The organism is Planomonospora algeriensis (assembly GCF_977012225.1).
The window spans coordinates 1-1,181 of the sequence record NZ_CDRNDK010000894.1; the positions used below are offsets into that span (position 1 = coordinate 1).

General features: G+C 79.2%; 1 protein-coding gene. It reads left to right on the forward strand.

The features are described from left to right. Positions 1–1,181 (forward strand): P-type ATPase (locus ACWJ6R_RS36710; RefSeq protein WP_449066605.1); only part of this gene is annotated, 1,181 nt, incomplete at both ends.

Genomic DNA, 1,181 nt, shown 5'->3' on the forward strand with positions numbered 1-1,181 from the left:
CCCTCGTCGCCGTCGCCAGGGACGCGGGACGTACGGCTGGCGGGAGGGACCGCGCTCTCGCCGCGCGCTTCTCCGCCCGCCGGATCGCCCCAGGCGGGGCGCGGACGACCGGCGCGATCCGCACGCTCCAGGCCGAGGGCCACGTCGTCGCCGTGGTGTCGCGGGGCGGGTCCCGGGACCTGTGCGACGCGCTGGCCCTGGCCGATCTCGGCGTCGGGGTGGCGGACCGGCCCGGCCGCGTGCCCTGGGACGCGGACGTGCTCGGCGATCTCAGCGGAGTCCACCTGCTCCTGAGCTGCCTGCCGGAGGCCGCCCGGACGAGCCGGCGGAGCGTACGGCTCGGCGTCGCCGGGGCGGGCGTCGGCGCGCTGCTGGCCGTCGCCGGCACCGAGGCGGCGTCACCCCGCCGGGCGCACCTGGTGAGCCACTGCGTCTCCCTGGCCGCGCTCGCCCTGGGAGAGCTGTCGGGTCGCACCGCAGGACGGACGCCGGTCCCGCTCCGCGCCGACGGCACGCCCTGGTACGCCATGTCGGCCGCCGACGTGCTGGCCCGGCTCGGCTCGTCGTCCGACGGCATCGGTGAGGAGGACGCCGCCGGGCGCAGGACGCCGGCGGGTGAGGAGGAGCGGTCCGGGCGGGGGCCGCGCTCCCTGGTCCGCGCGTCCGCGCAGGAGCTGGCCAACCCGCTGACCCCGGCGCTGGCGGCGGGGGCGGGCATGTCCGCGCTGATCGGCTCGGTGCTGGACGCGTTGCTGATCGGCGGGGTGACGGTCGTCAGCGCGTTCGTGGGCGGGGCGCAGCGGGTCAGGGCCGACCGGGCGCTGCGCCGGCTCACCGAGGACTCCGCGGTCCCCGTGCGGCTGCGCCGGCCCGGCGGGCACACGCGGACGTCCGCGGCGGAGCTGGTCCCGGGCGACGTGATCGAGCTGCAGGCCGGCGACGCCGTACCGGCCGACTGCCGGGTGCTGGACGCGGTGGGACTGGAGGTCGACGAGTCACCGCTGACCGGCGAGTCGCAGCCGGCCGCCAAGACGGCGGCGCCCACGGTGGCGTCCGCCGTCGCCGAGCGCAGCTGCATGCTCTACCAGGGCACGACGGTGGCCGCGGGCGGAGGGCGTGCGGTGGTCGTCGCGACGGGCGAGGCGACCGAGGCGGGCCGGGGCGCCCGGCTGGCCGCGGGA